General features: G+C 45.4%; 23 protein-coding genes. 10 read left to right on the plus strand and 13 right to left on the minus strand.

Going from position 1 to position 25,093, the window contains the following annotated elements; genetic code table 11:
- Position 1: 1 nt before the first annotated feature.
- From R8N28_RS10890 to R8N28_RS10950, 13 genes are read right to left on the minus strand one after another with little or no spacing between them, the layout of a single operon-like run.
- The gene (locus tag R8N28_RS10890) at positions 2 to 613 is read right to left on the minus strand and encodes a DUF3261 domain-containing protein (protein ID WP_017634797.1); all 612 of its coding nucleotides are present in this window, start codon (positions 611 to 613) and stop codon (positions 2 to 4) included.
- Complete coding sequence (locus R8N28_RS10895; protein WP_065274270.1) at positions 610 to 2,952, minus strand: MMPL family transporter; 2,343 nt, start codon at positions 2,950 to 2,952, stop codon at positions 610 to 612. Before R8N28_RS10895 ends, R8N28_RS10890 begins: the two co-directional genes overlap by 4 nt.
- The gene (locus R8N28_RS10900) at positions 2,924 to 3,544 is read right to left on the minus strand and encodes a LolA family protein (protein ID WP_065274271.1); all 621 of its coding nucleotides are present in this window, start codon (positions 3,542 to 3,544) and stop codon (positions 2,924 to 2,926) included. The genes R8N28_RS10895 and R8N28_RS10900 overlap by 29 nt, the downstream gene beginning before the upstream one ends.
- The gene (locus R8N28_RS10905) at positions 3,544 to 3,990 is read right to left on the minus strand and encodes an acyl-CoA thioesterase (protein ID WP_065274272.1); all 447 of its coding nucleotides are present in this window, start codon (positions 3,988 to 3,990) and stop codon (positions 3,544 to 3,546) included. Before R8N28_RS10905 ends, R8N28_RS10900 begins: the two co-directional genes overlap by 1 nt.
- Positions 3,990 to 5,543: an HAL/PAL/TAL family ammonia-lyase gene (locus R8N28_RS10910; RefSeq protein WP_017448720.1), complete on the minus strand. Its 1,554-nt coding sequence runs from the start codon at positions 5,541 to 5,543 to the stop codon at positions 3,990 to 3,992. Before R8N28_RS10910 ends, R8N28_RS10905 begins: the two co-directional genes overlap by 1 nt.
- A complete protein-coding gene (locus R8N28_RS10915; protein ID WP_065274273.1) occupies positions 5,527 to 7,233 on the minus strand; it encodes a glycosyltransferase family 2 protein in 1,707 nt (568 codons plus the stop codon). Before R8N28_RS10915 ends, R8N28_RS10910 begins: the two co-directional genes overlap by 17 nt.
- Complete coding sequence (locus R8N28_RS10920; RefSeq protein WP_053315508.1) at positions 7,226 to 7,594, minus strand: 3-hydroxyacyl-ACP dehydratase; 369 nt, start codon at positions 7,592 to 7,594, stop codon at positions 7,226 to 7,228. Before R8N28_RS10920 ends, R8N28_RS10915 begins: the two co-directional genes overlap by 8 nt.
- 10 nt (positions 7,595 to 7,604) lie before the next feature.
- The gene (locus R8N28_RS10925) at positions 7,605 to 9,005 is read right to left on the minus strand and encodes an AMP-binding protein (protein WP_065274274.1); all 1,401 of its coding nucleotides are present in this window, start codon (positions 9,003 to 9,005) and stop codon (positions 7,605 to 7,607) included.
- A gap of 4 nt (positions 9,006 to 9,009) precedes the next feature.
- A complete protein-coding gene (locus tag R8N28_RS10930) occupies positions 9,010 to 9,570 on the minus strand; it encodes a hypothetical protein (RefSeq protein WP_025766967.1) in 561 nt (186 codons plus the stop codon).
- The gene (locus R8N28_RS10935) at positions 9,570 to 9,827 is read right to left on the minus strand and encodes an acyl carrier protein (RefSeq protein WP_005382279.1); all 258 of its coding nucleotides are present in this window, start codon (positions 9,825 to 9,827) and stop codon (positions 9,570 to 9,572) included. Before R8N28_RS10935 ends, R8N28_RS10930 begins: the two co-directional genes overlap by 1 nt.
- A gap of 15 nt (positions 9,828 to 9,842) precedes the next feature.
- Positions 9,843 to 10,103 carry a phosphopantetheine-binding protein gene (locus R8N28_RS10940; protein WP_005382278.1) on the minus strand — a complete coding sequence of 87 codons (261 nt, stop codon included), beginning with the start codon at positions 10,101 to 10,103 and terminating at the stop codon, positions 9,843 to 9,845.
- A gap of 13 nt (positions 10,104 to 10,116) precedes the next feature.
- Entirely contained in the window at positions 10,117 to 10,884 is a 768-nt protein-coding gene (locus tag R8N28_RS10945) for a lysophospholipid acyltransferase family protein (RefSeq protein ID WP_005388305.1), read from the minus strand.
- Positions 10,881 to 11,609 carry a beta-ketoacyl synthase chain length factor gene (locus tag R8N28_RS10950; RefSeq protein ID WP_054865733.1) on the minus strand — a complete coding sequence of 243 codons (729 nt, stop codon included), beginning with the start codon at positions 11,607 to 11,609 and terminating at the stop codon, positions 10,881 to 10,883. Before R8N28_RS10950 ends, R8N28_RS10945 begins: the two co-directional genes overlap by 4 nt.
- 76 nt (positions 11,610 to 11,685) lie before the next feature.
- On the opposite strand from R8N28_RS10950, the gene R8N28_RS10955 reads away from it, so the two are divergent.
- The 10 genes from R8N28_RS10955 (at position 11,686) to R8N28_RS11000 (ending at position 24,943) form a co-directional block, all read left to right on the plus strand.
- Positions 11,686 to 12,084, plus strand: a complete 399-nt coding sequence (locus R8N28_RS10955) for a hypothetical protein (protein WP_005382272.1) — start codon at positions 11,686 to 11,688, stop codon at positions 12,082 to 12,084.
- A 27-nt stretch (positions 12,085 to 12,111) separates the two neighbouring features.
- The gene (locus R8N28_RS10960; protein WP_065274275.1) at positions 12,112 to 13,179 is read left to right on the plus strand and encodes a class I SAM-dependent methyltransferase; all 1,068 of its coding nucleotides are present in this window, start codon (positions 12,112 to 12,114) and stop codon (positions 13,177 to 13,179) included.
- A gap of 7 nt (positions 13,180 to 13,186) precedes the next feature.
- The gene (locus R8N28_RS10965) at positions 13,187 to 14,431 is read left to right on the plus strand and encodes an NAD(P)/FAD-dependent oxidoreductase (protein WP_065274276.1); all 1,245 of its coding nucleotides are present in this window, start codon (positions 13,187 to 13,189) and stop codon (positions 14,429 to 14,431) included.
- Between the two features lie 210 nt (positions 14,432 to 14,641).
- Positions 14,642 to 15,382 carry a transglycosylase SLT domain-containing protein gene (locus R8N28_RS10970; protein ID WP_262635450.1) on the plus strand — a complete coding sequence of 247 codons (741 nt, stop codon included), beginning with the start codon at positions 14,642 to 14,644 and terminating at the stop codon, positions 15,380 to 15,382.
- A 99-nt stretch (positions 15,383 to 15,481) separates the two neighbouring features.
- Positions 15,482 to 16,690 carry a DEAD/DEAH box helicase gene (locus R8N28_RS10975; RefSeq protein ID WP_054576724.1) on the plus strand — a complete coding sequence of 403 codons (1,209 nt, stop codon included), beginning with the start codon at positions 15,482 to 15,484 and terminating at the stop codon, positions 16,688 to 16,690.
- Positions 16,691 to 16,940: 250 nt separating this feature from the next.
- On the plus strand, positions 16,941 to 17,603 hold the full coding sequence (locus R8N28_RS10980; RefSeq protein ID WP_005388291.1) for a potassium channel family protein: 663 nt from the start codon (positions 16,941 to 16,943) through the stop codon (positions 17,601 to 17,603).
- Positions 17,600 to 18,967: a TrkH family potassium uptake protein gene (locus R8N28_RS10985; protein ID WP_005388288.1), complete on the plus strand. Its 1,368-nt coding sequence runs from the start codon at positions 17,600 to 17,602 to the stop codon at positions 18,965 to 18,967. The genes R8N28_RS10980 and R8N28_RS10985 overlap by 4 nt, the downstream gene beginning before the upstream one ends.
- Positions 18,968 to 19,327: 360 nt before the next feature.
- The gene (locus R8N28_RS10990) at positions 19,328 to 22,312 is read left to right on the plus strand and encodes a M6 family metalloprotease domain-containing protein (RefSeq protein WP_237289056.1); all 2,985 of its coding nucleotides are present in this window, start codon (positions 19,328 to 19,330) and stop codon (positions 22,310 to 22,312) included.
- 172 nt (positions 22,313 to 22,484) lie between these two features.
- Entirely contained in the window at positions 22,485 to 23,297 is an 813-nt protein-coding gene (locus R8N28_RS10995; RefSeq protein WP_053303269.1) for a hypothetical protein, read from the plus strand.
- Between the two features lie 176 nt (positions 23,298 to 23,473).
- Positions 23,474 to 24,943: a protein adenylyltransferase SelO gene (locus R8N28_RS11000; RefSeq protein ID WP_065274277.1), complete on the plus strand. Its 1,470-nt coding sequence runs from the start codon at positions 23,474 to 23,476 to the stop codon at positions 24,941 to 24,943.
- Positions 24,944 to 25,093 lie beyond the last annotated feature (150 nt).

Consider the following 25,093-nt stretch of genomic DNA (forward strand, 5'->3'; position numbering starts at 1 on the left):
CTTAATTAATCTGATGTTGCAGTGTTTGAATAGAAATTGAAAACTGATGTTTGAGGTGATGAAAATCAATCTTACCCTCTAACTTGTTAGAAGAGCTGTATTGAATCTTAATGATCTTTTCACCGTCGCTATCAAAGATGGCGCGAGAATTATTTTTATCAATAATTCGCCACCTTACCTCATTTAACGACCCTTCCCAAGCGGAACTCGGCCAGAGCGTGATCATCAGGTTAAATAATACCTGTTCTGGCTGCGGTAGCGAACCTTGTAAACCGTTGAGCACTTCGGTTTGAATTTGTTCTCCATCGTAAGACAGTGAGAGTACTCTCGTCCCCCAGGATGAGAAGCCTGCCAGCACCACTTCGTTGTTGATCACTTGCAGTTGTACCGGAAGTTGCTCAGATTTGGTTTTACCATCTATTGCCCAAGAAGCCGTAATTAACTGACTGGCAGACAACTGATAGCCCAAGCTTGCGGGAGTGGGCAAGCTAACTTGGGTGTGCTCGGCAATGTCGACCTGAGGCGTCGATTGGTGAGGGACCAAGCTGCATGCACTTAAAAACAGGCTCAGTGCGAATAACGTCGCGCAGCGAAAGGCGTGATTGAAAATCATGACGTCGTTTCCTCTGTTTTAATTGCAATCGGAGAGAGCAGCCAAGCGACAAAAATACCACTTAACACCGTAATGCCAAAACTGTGAATCGCGTGAGTTTGGCTGAGTGACAGCAATCCAAATGACAACACAGTGGTCATTGCCGAAAGGGTGATCGCCAATAGTGTGCTCACACTGCGGGCTTTCTCGGCAAAGAACAGAGTGTAATCGATCCCTATACCAAGAATGAGCACCAAGCCAAGCAAGTTGAACAGGTTTAATGTTGTTCCCATCGCGACAGCAGTTGCAAGACCGCAGGCGCAAGCAATCAATGATGGCAGTAAAACTCGGCAACTGTGTTGCAGACCGTACCGCTTGATTAATACCAGAAAGATCACAGCACTGGCGGCTGCCAATAGCTCCATGATTTTGATTCGGTATTCACCAAATAGGGTGGATATTTCTTCAGCTTTGTTTAGGTAGACAACATCAGACTGTGATTTGGCAAATGCCTTAACAACAGCGGAGTCTTGCAATTGGTTTAACACCACTACCGTTGCCGATTTTCCTTTAATTTTACCCAAATGGAGAAAACGCACAGGCGCTGATACTGGGTTTTGCAAGTACTGATCAACCGTGACAGGGATAAAGTCGGCGTCCATTTTCGGCTTTTTATTTAAGCGCAGTCCGGATGCAAGTGGGCTGGATTGTGTCGCGTAAAGATCGTGAATCAATTGATAGTCTTGTTGCTGACGCTCCACTGAGCTCAAGTAGCGACTCAGACTCTGGTAGCTTTCGATGGTGCTGTCCGCTTTCCACGCTTCTAATGTTGGCGTTAAAGACTCCAGCTTTTTCATTAGGTTTTCGTCATCGTCGGCGGTAACGACCAACATTTGCTGCGAAGATTGCATGCCACTGAGCGTCGTAATCAAGGTTTCTTGCTGCTTGAGATCTTTCGGCATCGTTTGCAGCAGACGAATGTCGTCATCGTAGTTCAATTGCAGCAAGAAAATGCCACTCGCAACCACACATAACATCGGTAATCCGATTTTAATTCGAGGTTGATTCCAAAGCGTTAACCATTTCGCCAACAGTGATTGTCCCGGTAAATTCGAAATGGAGCGCGATGGGTTACGAGCCAGTATCGGATACCAAGCCACCACGGTGATGTAAGCGGCAATCAGACCAATGGATGAAAACAGCGCAAGCTGCTGCAAACCAGGAAACGGTGCCACTAACATGCCCAAATAGCCGATCAAACTGGTGATTAAGCCAAGTGTGATAGCGATGAAAATATGCTTTAACCCTTGCTCGCTATCCCATTCATTTCCCGCCGCAAGACGTTCGGTTAGGTAGTGGAATGCGTAGTCGATAGACACGCCGATTAAACTTGCGCCAAACACTAAGCTGAACAGATGGACTTTTCTAAAAATCCACGTCGTAACGGACAACGCAACGAGCAAACCAATGGTGATGGAAAGCAGCGCCAGAGACAGTGGCATCACACTACGAAAGACCAACACGAACAATGCAATGATACCGAGCAGAGAGAACACACCGATGGTGCTGATCTCCGATTTTGCACTTTGCGTACCAAAGTCGGCGTAAAATAGAACGCCAGTATGTGCGACTTCAGCGCCATATTTCTGCGCGACGCTTTGTTCTAGCGCTTGAATATCAGGGACTGCAAGCTGCCCCGTTAGGCTATAAGGCGAGTCTTTTAGTTCGGCAGTAATAAGCAAGTATTGAGCACCGTCTTTTTCGACGGACAGATAGCCGTTATCCAATCGAAAAGAGGACGATTGCTGGGTAACTTGGCTTAAATAATCACGAAATAGCAAGAACGGGTCATTTTGTAACTCTTGCCCGGTCACCCCAGAAAACGGGTTATACAGAGACTGAATCACATGCTGCACTTGCTGTTCTGGATTTTGGCTTAAACGCTCTCGTTGTTCAGGTGTCAGCAATTGGAAGCGGTGCTTAAAGTAGTAACTTGCCCAAGCTTGCTGCTCTTGAGGTGAGATTTTTCCCACCACATCGCGAAAATGATTACTTTGGCGTAACCCCTTATCAAATTCAGCGGCCGCTGCAAAAAGGGCATGTTTGTCCGGCGCTGTGATCACGAAAATGACTTTGTCGCTCATACTTGCCGAGACCGACTCAAAGGCTTGCTCAGCCACCGGGTTTTGTTGGTTCTTAGGCAGCAGTTTTAAAATGTTGGTCTCAATCGGAGATTCTGCACTCCAAACCCATTGTTTGAGTAGCAACGCGCCCGCTAAAACAACGAGATTGAGCCAAACAATAGCAAAGGTGTGAGTGCCGAGACTGAGTTTAGAAACGGAATTGAGCGTCTTCGGCATCCGTGAGTTCCTGAGGTAGAGAGGTCTGGTTCGTAAACGTGATTTCGGTCTTATCGCCACGCAGCTCTTGTAGGGTTAGGCGATCAATGTGCGTTTTACCGGAAAGAGTGATGGCTTCAAACACCGCATTTAATGGCGACTGTTTGGGCACTAAAACGAGCTGCCATTGATTGTTCTCAACTGAAAAATCGAGTGTGAATTGTTCTTGCAGTGCAGAAGTATCCCCGTGGAACACGGATAAAAACACGTGGCTAAAGTAGAACGCCATTGGGTTTTCTTGTGCAGAGATCGTTTTCGGAGCTTGGTCGGCAAAAGTCTGACGAAGTTTGTTTTCCGTCAATACCAAATTGACTGCGAAAGGTTCTGTTTGTTGCCACAACAAGCCATATGTTTTGCTCAGTGTGAACTGACCTTTAGAGGTTAGAGGTTGACTGAACATTTCCAGATGACGCTGCTGCGTAAAATCTCCGCGTACTATTTCATGCTGAGACAACTGCTGTTGAAGCGACGCCAAATCCGTTACGTTTGCTGTCGGTGTGGCCAGTGCTGAAACAGAAAATATCAGCAAAAAAGAGAGTAACCACTTTTGCATTAATTCAGGCTCCCATGGTTGTGCCATTGCTCTACTTTATCTAAAAAAACTGCTGGAGAAACAAAGCACATCTCTTGCCTTTCAATGGATACGGCGACTTGCGTTGTATGCGCTTTGCACATACGTTGATTCGTTTCGGCGTCGTAAATCACGTAATCCACACGCAAGCGGTTTTCCCACTCAGTGAGTTGCGCGGTAATACGAATGGTGTGATTAAACGGAATCGCCTTGACGTATTTAACGCGCGTGTCGATGATCGGCCACATATACCCAGAGTTTTGCATATCGCGATAGCTGTATTGAATCTTCTCCATCAGCACACGACGCGCTTCTTCAAAATACCGAAAGAAGTTGCCGTGATAAATCACGCCCATCGGGTCAGCATCTTGGAATGAGGTGACCATAGTCACCTCCGCTTCTAATGGGTAGAGAACCTGCTCTTGCATTATACCTCCGCGTAGAGTGGCCAATGACGTTGCTGAATGCGTTCAATGAAATGACGCAAATCTTGTTCTAACGGGCGATCTTCAATCACAAACTCAAACTCGCTCAGTACGGCGTCACGAATTACTCGCAAACTCTGACTCATGTGGTGTTCGTCCAATTCGTTATGACGGCGACGAATCTCAACCGCTTGAACGCTTGCTAGGAGTGAAGCCGCAGCAACTTGCTCTGTTAACTCAAGTACGCGTAAGCAATCACGAGCCGCGATGGTGCCCATGCTCACTTTGTCTTGGTTGTGACATTCGGTTGAGCGAGAAAAAACGCTTGCTGGCATGGTGTTTTTCAACGCTTCTGCCGTCCAAGCTGAGATACCAATCTGAACCGCTTTAAAGCCGTGGTTGATCGGTTTACGCTCGCCTTCTGCACCGGTTAAGTTAAACGGCAGGCCGTTATTGAACTTGTAATCCATCAATTGCGCCATCTGACGATCCAGCAAATCAGCTAAGTTGGCAATGTTCACTTTCAACGTATCCATCGCCATTGCGATATGACCACCGTAGAAGTGACCGCCGTGCAGAACGCGCTCGTTGTCGCCATCGATAATTGGATTGTCGTTGGCACTATTTAGTTCATTCTCAATCAATTGACGTAGCCAAGGCAGTGAGTCTTGCACCATGCCAATTACGTGTGGCGCACAACGCAGCGAGTAGCGATCTTGCAGTCGGTCGCTATTGCGTGGCGGACGCTCAGCATTGAGATCATCACGCAGCCAAGCCGCAACTTGCTGTTGACCAGGGTGAGGCTTTACCGCAAACAACGCTTCATCAAAGTGGAAGTCATTACCTTGCATACCCACAGAGACCATCGCGGTAATCTTGGTGCAAAGCTGAGCTAGGTATTCTGCGCGTTTGTAGGCAAGACAGGCGAGGGCAGTCATCACGGATGTACCGTTCATTAACGCCAAACCTTCTTTTGGTTTTAGGCGAATTGGCTCAATGCCCAGCTCTGCAAACACTTCTTGTGTTGGTCGCACATCGCCTTTGTAAAGCACTTCACGCTCGCCAATTAAGGTCGCCGCTAGGTAAGACAGAGGCGTTAAATCGCCACTTGCGCCCACCGAGCCTTCTTGTGGAATACGCGGCGCAATGTCGTGGTTGATAAGCGTAACGATTTGGTTCAACAGATCGTGAGACACGCCAGATACGCCTTGCGACAATGAACACAAACGGGTTGCCAGCACCGCGCGAGCTTGCTCATGAGAAAGGATTTGACCTAAGCCACAACCATGGAAGCGTGTAAGGTGCAACGGAAGTTCATCCACAAGAGCGGGTGGAATCGCCACAGTACATGAATCGCCGTAACCGGTAGTCACGCCGTAAATAACGCCTTCTTCTTTCAGTAATCGTTCCAGAAACGCCACGCCACGATCAATTTTCGCGGTAAATTCTGGCGAGGTGTTCATGTTTGCCTTTGCACCTTGAGCAATGGCAACGACATCTTCGATGGTTAAAGATTGGGCACCAAAAGTGATGTTGTGATTATTGTTGTTTGTCATGTGGCTGATTACTTAAAGTCCAGAAGTTAAAAAAGTTGTACCACTGTAACGGCGCTTGCAGTGTGTGGTGTTCTAATCTGTGGGCGTACTGTTGAACAACGTGTTCTAGTGCCTGCTGACGCTCCTTGCGCGGTAGCGTGATTTGGTCACTAAAGTGTTCAAAGTACACATTAAAATGCGGAGTGTTTGCTTCATCGTCGCGTAGGCCGAAGAGTAGATAAACCGGCGCTTTTAATACCGAGGCCAGCATGAATGGGCCTTGCGGAAATGGCGCTGGTTTACCAAGAAAATCTGCCCAAACGACACGATTTTCTTTGCTGGTAGAAGTGCGATCGCCAACGATCACCACCCATTCGCCTTGCTCGATTTTTTGTTGAAGCAGAATCGCGGTGTCTGGTCCCATTGAGCTGACTTGAATCAAATTCAGTTCCGAGTTTGGGTTTACCGCCTTCATTACCGCATTAAATTGTTCAGCGTGTTGGGTAAATACCAAGGCGTTGATTTTGACATGAGAGTGTCGACGACCAAGCGCGCGGCAGAGTTCGATATTGCCAAGGTGCGAGCCTAAAATGAGCACGCCTTGTTTTTTCTGCGCCATCTCTTCGAAATGATGCTGGCCGTGAATGGTTAGGTTATCGACGTTAAAGTCACCTTGCCAGGCAGCCAGTTTGTCGAGCATGGTTCGCCCAAAAGAAAGCAGATGATGATAGCTGTCCAACTGTTTTGGTAGTGCGATGCTCTGCTGCGTTGCGTAGTACTGCAAGTTTTGCAGGTAAACCTCAGACGCTTCACGGGCAGATTTACCCGTGAAGTGGTAGTAGCGCATGACTAATTTTAAAATCAGGTCAAACGCTTTTCTGCCGAACAAGCGGTAAACCGCGAGTAAGGTTTTGATGCCTAAAATCGTGCCTTGTTCTTTTCGTTTCGACCAGTGGGCATTACTGTCATCTGTGTTTTGGCGCTTTCTGGCGAGTAGCGAAGGAATGCGCGGCAACATGCCAAAAAATAGGCGAGTGTGCATCCAGCTTATCTTGACGTTGTCCCACAATGCGTCGAAGTGGGAAATGCCACCTTCAGGGTAGATCACGCGCGTTGGAACAAAATCAATGTCGACGCCTTCCCAATAAATTCGCACTAGAATTTCGATATCAAAATCCATGCGTTTGCCGATGCTGTACTTGTTCAACACGGCGACCGTTTTCGCCACTGGGTAGGCGCGAAAACCGCACATGCTGTCTTTGATAGATAGTGACAAGGTTTCTATCCACACCCACACGTGCGTAGCGTAGCGACCATACAAACGGGATTTAGGTACGCTCTCGTCGTATATCGGTTGGCCCGAAATCAGGTTATCTGGTTTTGTTTCGCTGGCGCTGAGCAATTTCGGCAATGCTTCTAGGTCGTGTTGACCGTCTGCGTCGATTTGAATGGCGTGCGTAAAACCAAGTTGGTGAGCTTGATGTAGGCCTGCCATCACAGCGCCACCTTTGCCTTGGTTTTCTCTCAAACTAATCAGTTTTATCAGTCCTTGCTTGCTCAAAGCAGAAAGCGCTTGTTTGGTGTCTTCATTGCTGCCGTCGTCAACGGCCAGCACTGGCAAAGCGAAAGAGGATAACGACGCAACCACGTCTGCAATTGTGCTGCCGTGGTTGTAGCAAGGAATTAAAAAGCAGGGGCGATAATCACTCACGTGACTCACCCAGTTTCATTTTGCCTGAAGAGTGAGTCACCAAGGTTTCACCGTTTTTCGATGTGTACTTAAAGGTCAATTTCTCGCGCTCATTGTCCCAAGAGAGTGAGAGGCAAACGGCTGCGTTTGGTAGAATCGGCTCTTGAAATTTGATGACTTCCATTCCTTTAAATACCTTGGGAGTATTCAAATGTTGAACGGCGTAGAACAGCGCCCAATCAATTTGAGTGACGCCGGGTAAAAGAGGGAAGTGATTGAAATGACCTTGGAAATCTAAGATGTCAGCATCCACTCGCAGCGACAGCTCCGCGGTATGGTCACTCACTTCAATATTCTGAATAGTTGGTTTTCTTTTATCCATGTTACTAGCTTTATTGGAATAGTTTTTCAATTTCAGCAACTTGGCGTTTGCCTTGGCTGTTCAAGGGAATTTCGTCGACCACTCGGAATTTTCTCGGGATAGCGATCGGTTCTAGCCAATTGCGCAGTGCCTTGCGAAGCTCAAGCCAAAATTTGCCTTTACCAAGTTCATTAAGCACATCGCTGCCTTGATCGTTAAGTACGATGATCGAGACTAACGTGAGACGACCAGATTCTTCCATTGGGATCACCACGCTTTCTTGAACCCACGGCAATTGATCTAAACGTTTTTCCACTTCGACAAGGGAAACACGCTTTTCTTCGACTTTGACGATTCGGTCAGTGCGTCCACGCAATTCAAAAGAAATACTATCATGGAAATAGCATTCATCCGCAGTTTGGTACCAAGTGTTTTCATCAATGTGTGGCGAGCGGAGCTTTAAACAATTTTCATGGTTAAGCTCGGCTTCAACACCAGGGAATAACGTCCAGGGAGTACTGGCTTCGTGCTGCTGACGGTAAGCAATGCCGCCGGTTTCTGTGCTGCCAAAAACTTCAATAGGAAGTGACCCAAACAACTGCTGGCTGTGCTGCGCCGCTTGGTTTGGCAAGGGGCCACCAGAAGAAAATACGCACCGAATCGCAACCGGATTGTGCTCTTCACTGAGTCGTTTTAGTAACGCAGGGCTGCTTACTAGCGTGGTGTCAGCATCGGCGTGATGGACAATTTGCTCTGGGAACTCTAGGTTGTGTGCTGAAAATGGACGTGCAGAGCACAAAGGCCACAATACGCGGAACAGCAAGCCGTAAATGTGTTGATGAGAAACGGTGCTTTCAACGCGTGTGTTGGCAACTGTGTCGCCCCACAGGTTATCTAGAATAGCAACTTCGATATCAAGCTGTTTCAGCGTTTTTGCAATGGCTTTTGGTGTGCCGCTTGAACCCGAAGTAAATAGCGTTACTGGTATTTCTGCCAGGTTTAATTCACGCCAAAAATAAGGTTGTTTGGCCTCTGGCTCGCTAATCACGGTGGTTTCTAGCAATGATTGAGCTTCGATCAAAAGCGAGCTCACGAGTTCTGGAGCCGAGACATCGGCATCATGCAGCAACAAATCGTAGTGCTCACTGAGCTCTTTGAGTGCTTCTGGTTGGTAATTACCAGGTAATACAATGGATTTTCCTGCATAACAACAAGCAAAAAAGCCAACGGCAAACAGGTAGCTGCTGCCAAAACACAACGCAATGTTTTGCGTTGGTTGGGTTTCTAACTGCTGAGCAAGTGTTGCGACGTGCTGCTGGAAATCACCCCACGTGATAACCGTGTCGCGATCGTAAGAGACAGGAGATTGCTCAGACCTCTCTGCGATGAACAAGGTCGCTAGGGAGGTAAAGCTCGAATACGTTGTATTCATACGATTAGTGTTCCTTTCGAACAAATTGACGCACGATCCATTCTCCAGCGAACAAGCCACCAGCAAGTAAGTAGCTGATGAGGCCGTTATAAAGCGTCCATATTTTTACTGGTAGGAAACAGGTATAGAGTGCAACGGCAGCGTTGAGCGTAAAAAAGGCGCACCAAACCATCGTCACTTTGCGAGTGTAAGCAACGCCACTAGCCGGAAGGTCGGGTTCTTGCAAGCGAGCAAGCCTCTCTATGATCGATTGCGGCTGTTTTAAGCTCAGTCCAAATACACACAGCATACATACATTGACAACGACAGGGTAAAACTGAAGCCACCCATGTTGTTTAAACACCATGCCAAGCGTAATTAGGACAATGCCAACAGCGCCTGTAACGAGCGCCAAGAACTTAAACTCTTTTAGTGGGGTCTTATTTGCGACGAAAACACGCAAAAGTAACGCAGCAATTAACAAGCCCCCAACTAAGTTCAAGCCAAATTTATCTATACCGAAATAGACGGCGAAGGGGTAGGCAAACAGTACAATTGCAGACAGACCAGTCAGCAATTGGCGCATTAACTTTCCTTCAATAATTCAGTGACAGCGTTAACCACATCGTCAACGGTTCTTACTGCACTAAACTCTGCTGGCTTGATTTTTTTGCCAGTGACATTCTGTAGGTGTACGACCAAATCAACGGCGTCAATGCTATCAAGATCGAGATCTTGGTATAAGTGCGCATCTGATTGAATGTCGGCTGCGTCAATTTCGAACAGCTCAACAAGCGCATCTTTAACTTGTTCAAATACTTGATCTTTATTTACATCAGTCATGAATATACCTACAACTTATTCATTAGTTTGAGAAGAAACGTATTTCGCTAGATTTGCTACAGACGCAAAGTGTTCGCGCGTATTTGAGTCGTCGGCATCAATAACGATGTTGTATTGTTTTTTTATTGCGAGTCCAAGCTCAAGCGCGTCGATAGAATCTAAGCCAAGTCCATCACCAAAAAGTGGTGCATCCGTTTCAATATCATCTACGGTTAAATCTTCAAGGTTTAAAGCATCAATAATAAGTTGCTTAATGTCGTTGTGTAACTGTTCCACTGGGACCTGCTTATTAATAAAAGTTTTCTGGAAAAATGTTTTCAGCTAGGTGCTGTTGTAAGCGTCGCGCCGCTATTGTCGGCGACGTAGTTTGCTTTATAAAGGGGGTAATCTCAACTTTATCCTTAACTTCAACCCTGAAAAAGGGCTTTGTTGCCGGTACTTGATACCATTTTTTCTCTTTTGTGAGGAAACTTGGCGTTACCGTAATATGGACAACTCTTAAATCTCGTTCTGTTCTTACCGCAATTTGTGCTGCACCGCGTTGTAATTTCGGCTCTACACCTGGTGTTGTTCTTGTTCCTTCAGGAAATATAAGCAACACGTTGCCTTTGTTAAATCGTTCATCACAAAGTGCTAATAAATCATCCGGTGCTTCATTGGGAATATATCCGGCTGCTTTTACGATGTGCTTCATAAAAGGATTCGACCATATTGCCGATTTTACTAAACAGTCGCAGCGATTTAATTGTGAAGCAATGAGAACGTAATCGATTAAACTAGGGTGGTTGGCAACAATTAAACAATTACGATCTTGTTGAAGAATATCGGCACCAATAATTTGATAATCGATTGCGCCACTCAACTTCATCAATTTACAAAATGTGTTGAATGAATATCGAATCGCACCCTGAACTTTATATTCGCGTTCCGTTTGGTCTGAAACAAAAATACGAATGGTCGGAATAACAATGAAACTCAGTACTAAACCACCTAACCCAAATACTGAAAAACAAAAGCCTGTTGCTAGCACACGCCAATACTGATTTAAGCGAGTCATTTTTTGTGCCATTCCCAAGCTTGATGCGGAGCGAAAATAGTCCACTGGCTTTTATCTAACAAGTATTGTTGCAAAAATACTAAACCTTGAGGAAGAGGATGACCGGAACGTTCTGCGTTTATGGAGCTTTGTATCGCGAAATTGTCTCCATGAGAAAGTATTAAGCCAAGTCCAAACCCTTGGTATTGTTGGTTTTCATATTCTAAATAAGAGTCAGGCATAGGCTCATCAAAATCAACAAGCAGTACTTTTTTGTCAGGATTGTCGGACAAAAACAGCCATGCTTCTAATATTGCGCTTTGGAATGTGTTTTCTGCCGCAGCGATAGAAGTTAGGGGAATGGGTTGTTTAGTTGCGATAGTGGCAAGCCCTGCGGCGGTATTGTGCACCGATTGAGAAAAAGCCATCGGAGACGCCTCTTCTCCATTAATTATATCTTCAACTAGTGCTACGCTGCGATGCAGTTCACCATGACGGCTTGAAAATACAAGGTAATCAACTTGATGTTGATTAAGCATTTCGATTGCAGTTTGTACCGCCAGTTTACTGAGTGGGCTCATTCTTCTACGCATCATCGCAGGAATATTTGCAACATTGATTTTGCCATCTTCTGGCCATTTTATCTCTGTTGCCCATTGTTTCCATTCATTGGATTCGGATAAACCGAATGAATTCGCTGTCCACGCATCAATATTGAACGAAATGTTGATCTTCGAGTTTGGCATATTGGGTTAAATTGTTTATTTTACAGCTCGATACAAATTGGGGTTGACCCAAATTCACAATAAAAAGGAAATTATCATGTCGCGTTTTAAGCTGTATGTCTCGTTATTATTAACTTTGCTTCTTGTTGGTTGTGGACGAGTACAACCTGTAATGAATGTGGAGGATACTCCAGTTGCTTATGATCTTCAAAATAAACAAGTAAAAATGGCCATAGTGCAATCAGCAACTAACCGAGGCTGGACGATCGAAGAAGTAAGCCCTGGTGTTCTTATTGCAAAAATCCACGTTCGTAAACACTCTGCAGAAGTAAAAATCCCATACAATAATAAATATTACTCAATTATTTATCTCAACTCAGTAAATCTCAAAGCAAGTGATGGCAAAATCCACCGCAATTACAATCGTTGGGTAAACAACTTGAATGTTGATATTCAGCGAGCTATTGCATTGTTGGGCAATCAATCTCAACAATAAAACTATTAATTGCAGTTAGGTTTTTCCGTGTTAAATCAAAATAATGACCCTTTTAATGCTTTTGAAGCGAAGACAGAAGCTCAGAAGTTATCTTTTGCACCAATCGTGTTCCAGACCGCCAAAACGCTTCGAGATTTAGGTATTTTAGCCGCTTTAGACAGCGCTGGCGCTCAAGGCATGAGTGCCACAGATATTGCCGAGAAAACGGGAGTATCAGAATATGGTGTTAAAGTACTGTTGGATATGGCGATTAGTGCGCATATTGTTTTATGGGAACGACCTAACTATTCGCTTGCAAACCTTGGTTTTTACCTTCTTCATGATGGTATGACGAATGCAAACATGGATTTTACAGCAGATGTTTGTTACGCCGCGATGATGCATTTGACGGAAGCAATTCAAGAAGGTAAACCGTCTGGTTTGAAAGAGTTGGGCAATTGGGAGACCATCTATCAAGGTCTATCGACGTTACCAGAACAAGCCAAACAGAGCTGGTTTAAGTTCGATCATTTCTATTCGGATCGCTCTTTCCCACTTCTGCTTAAAGAGGTATTTGCAAGCAAGCCAAAGCATCTTGTGGATATTGGCGGAAATACGGGAAAATGGGCGATTCTGTGTTGTAAACATGACCCTGACGTTCAAGTGACGATTGTTGATTTACCGCAGCAATTAGAAGTAGCGATGAAGAATGTTTCAGAAAACCAGTTCGTCGAGCGTGTACGTCCATACCCTGCAAACATGCTTGATAAAGCACAAACATTGCCTGAGCATGCTGACGTATGGTGGATGAGCCAGTTCTTGGATTGCTTTTCCCCAATTGAGATCCTCAATATCCTTAAAAAAGTTAAAGCCCAGTTAACGAAGGGAGATACTATTTACGTATTGGAGCTGTTTTGGGATGCTCAAAAATACGCGGGAGCTTCCTATAGCCTTAATGCCACTTCTCTTTATTTTACCTGTTTAGCTAACGGTAATAGTCGCTTTTATCGCAGTGATGATTTCTTAGAAATTGTCGAAGCGGCAGGTTTATCTGTCGTTGAAAGAACCGACAATATTGGCCTTGGTCATACCTTATTAAAACTACAAGCAAACTAAATTCAGAATGAAAACAGAGCTCAAGCAAGTTGTTGTCGTAGGAGCGGGGCCATCAGGTTCAACCGTTTCTGCGTTATTAAAATCGCGTGGCATAGATGTTGTTGTCTTAGAAAAAGCGACTTTTCCACGTTTTTCCATAGGAGAAAGCCTACTCCCTGCCTGTATGGAAGTTGTTGAACAAGCAGGAATGACCAATGCAGTAAAGCAGTTTGGCTTCCAGTATAAAGATGGTGCTGCATTTCGTCGTAATGGCGTATACACCCAGTTCGACTTTACAAACAAATACACGCCAGGACCGGGCACGACGTTTCAGGTTCAACGTGCCAACTTTGATAAAGTATTGGCAGATAGCGCTGAAGATCAAGGCGTAGAGATTCGCTATCAGCATGAGCTGCTCAACCTAGTGTTTGAAGGGAAAAAGTCTCGATTAGAAGTGCTCGACTCAAATAAGAAGGCTTATCAAATCGAAGCAGATTTTGTGTTGGATGCAAGTGGCTTTGGGCGTGTTTTGCCACGCTTGTTGGAGCTAGAAGAACCTTCTTGTCTTCCGCCTAGAAAAGCGATCTTTACCCATATCGAAGATCATATCTCTCCCCAAGAGCCGGAATACGATCGCAACAAAATTTTAATTTCAGTTCATCCTGAAAATCACGACGTATGGTACTGGCTAATCCCATTCTCTAATGGTACTTGTTCGTTTGGTGTGGTGGGTGAGCCAGAATTTTTCGAACAATACCCAGAAGATAAGATTGCAGCGTTGCAGCAGTTAGCCAATGAAGAGCCGGGTTTGGCTTCTTTGTTGCGAAATGCGAATTACCCGAATCCAGCAGGCGAGTTGGGTGGCTATTCTGCTAACGTCAAACGTTTAGCGACAGAGCACTACGCGTTGCTTGGTAATGCAGGTGAGTTTCTTGATCCTGTATTTTCATCGGGTGTCACTATCGCCATGAAATCGGCCGAGTTTGCAGCGGACTGCGTGGTTCGTCAGCTGAATGGTGAAAAGGTTGATTGGCAAGAAGAGTACTCGCAACGCTTAATGGTGGGAGTGAACACATTCCGCACTTATGTGGAAGGCTGGTACAACGGCACGTTGCAAGATGTGATTTTCTATCAAAACCCGAACCCACGTATTAAACAGATGATTAGTGCGATTTTGGCTGGATATGCTTGGGATACGAATAATCCTTACGTAAAACAAAGTGAGCAGCGTTTGTCGACGCTTGCAGAACTGGTTCGGGAAGCTGAACTGTAAGAATATACATTCGCTTATCCGAGAATCAGTAAACCTAGGTCTTACCAAAAAATTGGTAAGACCTTTTTAATGCCTCTTTACTTTTACTTCTAGCGTGTTGGAGACACATTGACCACTTACATCGGTGTGTATCGAATTTGAGAATTTTTATGGTGATATTGATCACGTCTAGAGTTCCTGTTGCTGATATTTATATTAAATTTGTGGGAAATGGATCACATTCTGGGAGTGTTCCCTACATCCGGCTTCGTTGTGAAAACGGTTTATAAGCAACTGTATAAGTTAGTAAAGTTCCAAAAACTACATCAAAAAAAAGACAAGTTTCTTACCAAATCAATTCGCTTGGTGAGTTCGAGCCATCGACTACGCCAAACGCTTCCTCTACTTTCTAAAATTGTCGAAGAACATGACGCATCAACGGTCTCTTCGATTGCAGATCCCGAGAACGCGGTAGCGTGGGGAGGTAAAGTTTCTCCAGAGTTCAAATCTAAAGTCATCCGTATTAGTAAAGAGCTAAAGATCAATCCTAATCATCTTATGGCGTGCATGGCATTTGAAACTGCTGAAACTTTCAGTCCAAGCATCAAAAATGGTTCCGGAAGCGGGGCTACAGGGTTAATTCAATTTATGCCCTCTACCGCAGAGTCATTAGGAGTGAACACAAAGACTCTTGCGAGAATGAGCGCGCTTGAACAACTTGACTATGTGAAAGCGTACTATTGGCCCTATCGAAATAAAATTAATAGCCTAGAAGATGCTTACATGGCCATTCTCTACCCTGCTGCGATTGGCAAACCGCCGTCTTTCGTTTTGTTCAGACAAGGCTCAATTGCCTATCGACAGAATGCAGGTATCGACCGCCACAACACGGGGAAAATCACGCTTAATGATGTTTCCTACAAAGTGAGGAAAAAACTAGAAAAAGGTTTGCAGCCCAATTTCATGGGCTAAGATTGTGTCATGTTCCTAGTTTTTCGCGCATGAATCCTTCTGTTACTTCACGGGGATTCTGATACACTACGCGCCCATTTCCTCTGTTGAGACCTTTCTATGCCATTTTCTAAGCTTGGTTTAAGCGCATCGATTGCTGATGCAGTAAAAGCGCTAGGTTATGAAAACCCCACTTCTATCCAACAAAAAGCCATTCCAATCGTATTGCGTGGCCGCAATTTAATTGCAGCAGCGCAAACGGGCACAGGTAAAACGGCCAGTTTTGTTCTGCCAATCTTAGAAAAGCTTAGTCGAGGCGAAACGCAACGTAAAAAACGCGCTCGTGCGATTATCCTAACGCCAACACGCGAACTTGCGCTTCAGGTTCATCAAAGTATTGAAGCTTATGGTAAAAACTTACCATTACGCTCAATGGCGATGTTTGGTGGTGTGGATTATGCACCACAAAAACAAGCCTTGATCGAGGGTGTCGATATTGTGGTAAGCACGCCTGGGCGCTTGATTGATCTGTACGGTCAACGCGCGATTCACTTTGATGAAGTGGAAATGCTAGTGCTTGATGAAGCCGACAAAATGTTGGATATGGGATTCATCGATGCGATCGACAAAATCGTCGACTGTATGCCAGAACATGTGCAAAGTTTGCTGTTCTCAGCGACGTTATCTAACCCTGTTCGTGACTTGGCGAAAAATGCGATTATTGATCCTGAAGAGATCACGATTGCAAAGCACAGTGCCTCAAAATCAAATATTAAACAGTGGATCACGGCCGTCGATAAAGACATGAAGTCGTCGCTGTTAAGTCACTTGCTTAAAGAAAATGACTGGTCGCAAGTACTGGTATTTATTGAAACTAAACACGGTGCAGCCAAACTGGTAAGCCAACTTGAGAAACGTGGCATTGTGGCAGAAGCATTCCACAGTGGCCGTAATCAGCGTGTTCGCCAGGAATTAATAGAAAAGTTTAAAGCGGGTGAAATCCAGTACTTAGTCGCAACCGGCGTTGCTGCGCGCGGTATTGATATTGATAATCTGCCAGTTGTCATCAACTACGATTTACCTTACCCAGCGGATGAGTATGTACATCGTATTGGTCGTACAGGTCGTGCTGGCGCGAAAGGTGAGGCGATATCACTGGTTTCAAAAGACGACTTTAAGAACCTCTGCATGATTGAAAGTCGTTTAGGGCACTTGCTAGAGCGAGTGGAAATTGAAGGTTTTGCGCCAAGAAAGCCAGTACCAATTTCAATTTTAAATTACGTGCCTAAGAATAAACGTAAACCGCACGATAAGCGCGAATCAAAATAGCCAGTTTATCCCATGATCTAAAAGCCGCATTCTTGCGGCTTTTTGCGTTTTTAGGCATCCAATTATGTAGCCATCGCGACGGTTTCTATTCGGTAATGAGGAAAAAAGTTAATCAGTGTCATACGCTTAACACGTAAAGTGAATCAAGGTGCGTTAAGCTTTTGTCAATTATCTGTCCGCAGGTTTGCACAAGGTAAGGAATGGGCGCAAACTTTTTTGCTTGCTAATGAATGCATAAGATGGGGCACAAATGAAAACAGGTGATAAGCAATTCGCCGTTATTGGTCTTGGCCGATTTGGTTTGGCAGTGTGTAAAGAGTTACAAGATTCAGGCGCTCAAGTTTTAGCCGTTGACATCAACGAAGACAGAGTTAAAGAAGCCGCCAGTTTTGTTAGTCAGGCGGTTGTGGCTAACTGTACTCACGAAGAGACGGTTGCTGAGCTCAAACTTGATGATTACGACATGGTGATGATTGCCATCGGAGCGGATGTCAATGCCAGTATTCTTGCGACATTGATTGCTAAAGAGGCGGGAGTAAAGTCAGTATGGGTTAAAGCCAACGATCGCTTCCAAGCTCGTGTTCTGCAAAAAATTGGCGCAGACCACATTATCATGCCTGAGCGTGACATGGGGATACGTGTCGCGCGTAAAATGCTCGATAAACGGGTTCTTGAGTTCCACCCATTAGGCAGTGGCTTAGCTATGACGGAGTTTGTGATTGGCTCTCGTTGGATGGGTAAGACACTAAGTGATTTGGCTCTGTGCAAAGTCGATGGCGTGCAAGTGCTAGGGTTTAAACGGGGCCCAGAAATTACCAAGGCACCTGACCTTAATACCACACTAGAAATTGGTGACCTAATTATTGTGGTCGGCCCTCAAGATGCGCTCGCAAATAAATTAAAATCGCTATGACGTATTTTCATCAGAAAGGTGTTTTTTACGCACCAGATGGTAAACAAGAGAAAGCGAAAGGCAACGAACCGCGAATTATATTGCTCAGTTTTCTCGGTGTTTTACTGCCTTCTGCGGTATTGCTAACCTTGCCAGTTTTTTCTGTTACGGGCCTGTCGATAACGGATGCTTTGTTTACCGCAACGTCCGCTATTAGTGTGACAGGGCTTGGTGTAGTCGATACTGGGCAACACTTTACGCTTGCGGGTAAAATCTTGCTGATGTTTTTAATGCAAATCGGTGGGTTGGGGCAGATGACGTTGTCGGCGGTCTTACTCTATATGTTCGGCGTGCGTTTGAGTTTGCGTCAACAAGCGCTGGCGAAAGAAGCATTAGGGCAAGATCGGCAAGTCAATCTAAACCGACTAGTAAAGCGGATTGTTGTTTTCGCGCTTGTTGCAGAAACGATCGGGTTTATTTTTCTCTCTATCCGCTGGGTCCCTGAAATGGGCTGGCAGACTGGTATGTTTTACGCCTTGTTTCATGCAATTTCTGCATTTAACAACGCTGGGTTCGCGCTGTTTTCTGACAGTATGATGAGCTTTGTGAATGATCCGTTGGTTATCTTTACACTGGCGGGGCTATTCATTTTTGGCGGGCTTGGTTTTACTGTTGTGGGTGACATCTGGCTAAACTGGCGCAAAGGTTTCCACTTTTTGCATCTTCACACCAAAATCATGCTGATTGCGACACCGATATTGCTCTTAGTCGGAACGATGATGTTTTGGTTACTTGAGCGAAGCAACCCAAACACAATGGCGTCTTTACCTGCAACAGGGCAATGGTTGGCGGCATTCTTTCAATCTGCGAGTGCGCGAACGGCAGGGTTTAATAGTGTTGACTTGGCGTTGTTTACCCAGCCGGCCTTACTGGTCATGATTGTTCTGATGTTAATTGGAGCGGGTTCCACCTCAACGGGGGGCGGTATTAAAGTTTCCACATTTGCTGTTGCGTTTATGGCTACGTGGACCTTTTTACGCCAAAAGAAACATGTGGTTATGTTTAAGCGAACCATAAATTGGCAAACTGTGACTAAATCATTGGCAATTATCGTTGTGAGCGGAGCCATCCTGACAAGCGCAATGTTTTTATTGATGCTTACCGAGAAGGCCAGCTTTGATAAAGTTATGTTTGAAACCATTTCCGCATTTGCCACAGTGGGGCTCACCGCCGGTTTGACTGCGGAACTTTCTGAACCTGGTAAATACATTATGATCGTGGTGATGATCATTGGTCGTATTGGGCCGCTCACGCTTGCCTACATGTTGGCACGTCCTGAACCTACCTTGGTCAAATACCCAGAAGACGCCGTTCTTACAGGTTAATATAGCGTTAAACAATGGCCGCGCGACCATTACGAGCATTGATTAATAGCAGTGCTCGTACATTTATAGAATATGTGGAATGTTGCCCAGTTTTACCTATAAATTCGTAGAAGTTCATTTCTTCTTCCTTTCGTTTCGATACTATTCATTCACTCAATTTATATTCTCAGAAGCTACGCTCATAACAGCGTTTTGGAATCCGACGCTTTTGTAGTGTGACACCAAACTACGTCGTGTTATCTGAGCGAATTGATACCAGCCTTCGTCAATAGTCACTCAGTCTTACTCTATGCCCATAGGGTTACTTTGTGTTTGTTGTGCTTGGTATTAATGAACGAATCGAAAAGATGGAGTCGTACTTTGAAATTCAACACACTCGCCATGGCTATGTTAACTGCGCTTCTTGCAGGGAAGAGCATGGCAACTACTCCGCCATCACCGGTTTGGCATACTATTGCGTTGAGTGATGGTAGCTCCAGTGAGGCAATTCTACGTGGAACGGCAGATTTCCACTGGTTTGAAGATAAGCAGGGCAATGCCTTACTTCAGGAAGACGGCGTTTGGTTTTTCGCGCAGATTCAGCGCGAGTCAGGCACGCCAATATTGATCTCGACAGGTGTGGTGAAAACGCAGTCGAGTGAGCCACCTGAGTCGGCGAGGTTTCGCCCGGATTTACAAGTTAAACCGCAATTATCTTCTCTAAAAACCATTGAACCGATGGCACGAAAAAACCTACTGCGTTCGGCGCAAGGTTACCAGGCGATGAGCAGTTCAACGGTGAAGCAGCAGCCCCTATTGGTTGTGCAAGTTTCGTTTGATGACCAAGCAATGGTGCATGATTTTGAGCAACGCGTATTTAATACCAATGGTCAAAGCGTTGTGGATTACTTTGATAAAAACTCTCAAGGTAAATTCAAAGTTGTTCCTGCACTTGAGAGTTACGGCACCGCCAATGACGGTGTGATAGATGTGACTGTGGCACAAAGCCACCCTAACTGTCACTCTAGTTCGACTGATAAAACATGCACCGCCAAGTTGAATGCGGTTTTCACCGAGGCTTATCAAAAACTGGATCCATACTTTAATCTTTCGGTCTACGACAGCAATCAAAATGGTACCGTAGAACCGTCAGAACTCTCTGTCATGTTTATTTTTGCGGGGGGAGATCGTTCAACAGGGGTTCTCAACCGTCCTGCGATTTGGCCGCACAAATTCTCTCACGATGATGTCACACTAGATGGTAAAAAGATCACAGACTATTGTGTGTTCGCTGACTATCAAGTTGATCATCAAGCGACGTTGGGCGTGATCGTACACGAGCTTGGCCACTTAATGCTTGGCTTACCGGATTTGTACGCAAGGAACAGTGATGCCTCGATCGGCTCTTGGGGCGTGATGGGTGGCGGTTCATGGGCGCAGAAACCGGGAGATTCATACGCTGGTGACACTCCGGTGAACATGAGTGCATGGAGCAAACACGCTGCTGGTTTTGTTGTACCAACGGTAACTCATGAAAGTCCAGCGCCTATTTCTGTGAACAACGACGATGTCAAGCTGGTGTATCTCGACCCGTACTTGAAAGAGTTTGGCCCACGTGTTTACTTGGAAAATCGCACCTTTAGCGGTTACGACCGAGCATTGGCGGCTGAAGGTATCCTGGCGACGTCGGTTAATGTCCAGAACCGCTTTAATGATGTTGGCGCGATGCAGGTTCAAATCATGCAGGCTGATGGTCTGAATGAGTTAGAAAATGATGGTAGGAGTGACGCTGACGATTTATACCCTAATGGTGGCGATGTCATTTCAGATACATCGACCCCGGGTCTGAGAGCGATCACAGGGTTTGATACTGGGGTTCGTATTTCCAACATTGCCAGCAACACCAACGGCGGTAGCTTTTCTCTTGAGCATACAAACGAACCAAATAAATCAGCATGGCTGAACTCTCTTCACCAAGGTTATGTGTACGCGAGTGGGAGTAACACTCTGGCGGTGTCACTGGACTTGAATAGTGATACAGAGCTTGATGGTCTTCAACTTTACGCGCAAAGAGATAGCGCTCAAAGTGACATGACTTATCGAGTTTGGCGATTCCCATTTTCTGGAAACATTGGCTATCGATTAATATTGAATCAAAACAACGCTGAGCTTTTACAGCAAGGTAACTTCCAAAAGTCATCTCGAATTTTATTCCCTCAATCAAGCCAATTGAGTGCGGGTCAGCACTTATTGGTTGTTGAATTGGAAGGCGGTCAATTTGATGCAAACTTTGATTTCGGCCGCTTGCTAAAAACTGAAAAAGCCTCCCTACCTGTAATGTGGACTGGTGATTACAGTGAGATTGGCACGTTTGGTCTAGAAAAAGCCGGGTTCTCTTATATTCCGTTTGCAGCATTATTAAATGTGGATGCGAGCAACTTGGTTGAAGCGAAATCTGATTCGTTACAAACCAATAAAAATACGCCAATCAAACTGAACCTGATGGACAATGATTTCATGGCGGTAGGGTATCAGTTCAATGTGGACATTGTGCAGAAGCCTGAGCACGGCACCATCTCTGGCAACCAGTACCAACCTGAAGCTAACTTCGTTGGTCTGGACACTTTCCAATATCGTTTGTTGTCGGTTGATGGTGCGTACTCATCTTCAATCGTGAATGTGCAGGTGGAAGTGCTTGGCAGCAACGAAGCGCCAGTGGCCGTGATTGATGTTGATAATAAAGACATGACGGTTGGGCAGCGAGTCACGTTGTCTGCGTTAAATAGTACGGATGCTGATGGTGACGTGTTGAGTTATAAATGGGAGCAGTTGGCTGGCACTTCAGTTTCTCTTGGCAATGCAACCAGTGTTAGCACAAGCTTTACGGTGCCTCAAGGTGCAAAAGCGGGTGAGGTTCTGACATTCCGTTTAACCGTGACTGATCCTAGTAATGAAACGTCCAGTGCTACCGTCGATTTAACCATGAAAAACGCAGCGCCACTTACGCTTGCAGATACGGCGACCGTTGCCGTTGGTGAAAGTATTCTGATTGATGCAGCGAGCAATGATTCGGATGTGAACGGCGATAAACTGGTTGTAGAAAGCGTACAGAACGTAACGGGTGTGGGAAGTGCGAGTGTAGAGAATGGCAAAATCCGTTTTCAAGCACCGGATAGCCCTACTGACGGCATCAAGCTGCAATATACGGTTTCAGATGGTCATGGTGCCACTGCTACGGGGGAAGTTATCGTGACGGTTGTTGCTTCTTTGAAGACAACGACATTCAAGAACTCTGAAGGTAGCGGCAGTGTTTCTTATTGGGCTTTGATGTTACTTGCAACATTAGGCTGGCGACGTCGCGTCTAAAACGGTATGGAATTGCTGTATAAGCCACTCACATTGAGTGGCTTATTTTTTATCTGATTTATTTTGGTTTCGTTCTCATTATCTTATGAGATGTGTTTCTCATTATTTTTAAAGCGATTTTTCTACTCTGCGGTTACCCTAGGGGCCGATTTTTATGAACTAAGGATGTTATATGTCTACCGAGGGCTTTTCTGTTTCGGAAATATGCCGAGAAGCGGCAGTGATGGTCAGAAGGAATCTACTCGCAATTGTTATTGCTTGTATTCCGTTGATTATCGTGCACTCAATTTTTGCTTTTATGTATCCTGAAATGACGGGGCAAGATCAAGCGAACGTTCAAGAAGGCAATGTCTCAGGATTTTATTTCGTCACAATTATTTTGTACCCACTTGTTGCCGCTATGGCGGCTGTGCGTGTGCATCGAATTTATTTAGCCGGCGATTACATGCACTCTGCGTTGGATGTATTTCGTTTGTCAGCTCGAGAATTCCGTTTCATAGGCTGGTGGATACTGTTTGGACTGATGATGATGCTCGTTATTGGTATCCCGATCTTTGTGTTGTCGTTTATCTACATTGCAGAAAGTGGTGAAGCCGACTTCGTTGCTATGGCTATTATCACAACGATTGCAAGCATTCCTGGCTATTGGGTAATGGCGCGATGGTCATTTGTGTTGCCAGCGACTGCAATGGATCATCAGCCGCGCAGTTTGCGTCGTTCGTGGAACCAGAGCAGACCATACAACAAACAAGTATTCATTTTGATGGGACTAATTCCATTGGGTGCGGGCTTGCTCAGTCAGCTGATCTTTAGCCACTTTACGAATCTCTTTATGTTGAGCCTTGTCGGTGTGGCCTATGGTATTTTTGGCGCGTACCAGCTGGCATTGTTATCGTTGAGCTATAAAACGGTAGTGGATATCGAACGCGCTCGTTTTGATACGCCATCACAGCCACCAAAAACGGGTGAAGAATTTTCCGCTTAACCCTTTGATCGTTTTTACATGCTACCTCCGTTTAGGAGACGGTCTGCGGCAGGTTGATACCTTCCTGCCGCTTTCGCGTTATTCACGCAAAATACCCATGTCCATTTCATGGCTGAATGACAGGGACATTCACACGTATACTCACAACAGTACTTCTTTTTATTAAGGAACCCTACATGTCCATTTGGCAACGGGTCAATTTCACCCATCGCTTTAGTCAATTACCGTCAGCGTTCTATACGTTGGTCGAGCCACAACCCTTGGACAACACTCGCTGGGTCGCTTGGAATGGTGAGTTTGCACAGCAGTTTGGTTTACCAGCAGAGCAAAACGATGAGTTATTGGCGGTTTTTTCTGGGCTAAGCGAATTCGAACAATTTCGTCCTCTTGCGATGAAATATGCAGGCCATCAGTTTGGCGTTTACAACCCAGATTTGGGCGATGGACGTGGATTACTGTTGGCAGAAATTGAGCATCAGGATGGTACTTGGTTTGATCTTCACCTCAAAGGTGCAGGGCTAACGCCTTACTCGCGAATGGGGGATGGGCGAGCGGTATTACGCTCGACTATCCGTGAGTACCTGTGCAGTGAAGCCATGGCGGGCCTTGGGGTTCCCACGACACGTGCTCTCGGTATGATGGTCAGTGATACACCTGTTTATCGAGAAAAAACGGAATCGGGCGCTTTGTTACTTCGAATGGCTGAAACCCATGTTCGATTCGGTCACTTTGAGCATTTCTTTTACACCAACCAGTTAGCAGAGCAGAAGCTGTTGGCGGATAAGGTGATTGAGTGGCACTTTGCTGATTGTGCATCGGCGGAGAAACCATATGCCGCGATGTTTGACGCCATCGTGACTAAAACAGCCGAGATGATCGCATATTGGCAAGCTTTTGGTTTTGCGCATGGCGTGATGAATACCGATAACATGTCAATTCTTGGGCAAACTTTTGATTATGGTCCGTTTGGCTTTCTTGATGATTATGAGCCGGGATACATTTGTAATCATTCAGACTACCAGGGTCGTTACGCATTTGATCAACAGCCTAGAATTGCGCTTTGGAACCTGTCAGCACTGGCGCATGCGTTATCGCCACTCGTTGAACGAGAAGATTTAGAATCGTCGTTGAGTCAATTTGAAGTTCATTTAAGCCAGCAGTTCAGCCGCCTCATGCGTGAGAAGTTGGGCTTAAAAACCAAGATAGCGGAAGATGGGCGTTTGTTTGAAGCTATGTTTGAGCTTCTTCACCAGAACAAAACGGACTACACTCGCTTCTTCAGAACGCTTTCAAACCTTGATAATGCGCCTTCCCAAGCCGTAATCGATTTATTTCTCGACCGAGAAGCTGCGCGAGCTTGGCTTGATCTGTACTTAGCTCGGTGTGAGCTAGAGGTTGATGAACTAGGGGGCCTGATTTCAACCGAACAGCGTTGCAAACAGATGCGTCAGGCCAATCCCAAATACATCTTGCGTAACTACTTGGCTCAGTTGGCGATTGATAAAGCGGAAGAAGGGGACTTTAGCGAATTACACCGATTGGTCGAACTGTTAAAACGCCCATTTGATGAGCAACCCGAGTTTGATGACTATGCGAAATTGCCACCGGAATGGGGGAAGAAAATGGAGATAAGCTGTTCTTCATAAGTGGGTCATTTTCCACCCATTTGTATCTTTTTCTTGGGTGGAATTCACTCGTTACACTTCGGATTCATGTTAATGGACTGTGTTAATTTATTGAAATGCATATAAATTTTAACATGGTCCATTAATTGCTCTTTGTTGAACATCCGTACC

The sequence above is a fragment of the Vibrio sp. Vb1554 genome (genome assembly GCF_033344235.1).